At 56.4% G+C, this 351-nt stretch carries 1 protein-coding gene; it reads right to left on the reverse strand.

Annotated elements, in window-relative coordinates:
* The coding region (rplJ, locus tag GFJ41_RS21275; RefSeq protein WP_170076049.1) for a 50S ribosomal protein L10 at positions 1 to 351 on the reverse strand (351 nt) is incomplete at both ends.

Here is a 351-nt window from a genome sequence, read left to right on the forward strand (position 1 = left end):
CGTGGCCTCGCTGGCACCCACCTTATCTCCAGGCTTGATCAGTTGCACATCACTCAGGATTTCAATGGTTCCTCTGGAGATCTTGGTGGTGATACCCAAAGCTTGGAAGAAGGAGGTCTTCTCAGGACCCAGCCCAGTGTTCTGAGCAGGCACGATCACCTCGCAAGGGGCGATGGCACCAGCACGGGCAGCAGCTGGCACCTTATTGGCCAACAGCAGGTCCCTGACCTCAGCCAGGTCTTCCTTGGTAAAGACGAAGCCCACATTTCCACGAATGTGAGGAAGCAGCTTCTCCAGGGCTGGGTTGTTCTCCAGGTGGCCACGGATAGCCTTGCGCATCATGGTGTTCTT

The organism is Paraclostridium dentum (genome assembly GCF_012922555.1).
In the GTDB taxonomy this organism is placed as follows: Bacteria; Bacillota; Clostridia; order Peptostreptococcales; family Peptostreptococcaceae; genus Paraclostridium; species Paraclostridium dentum.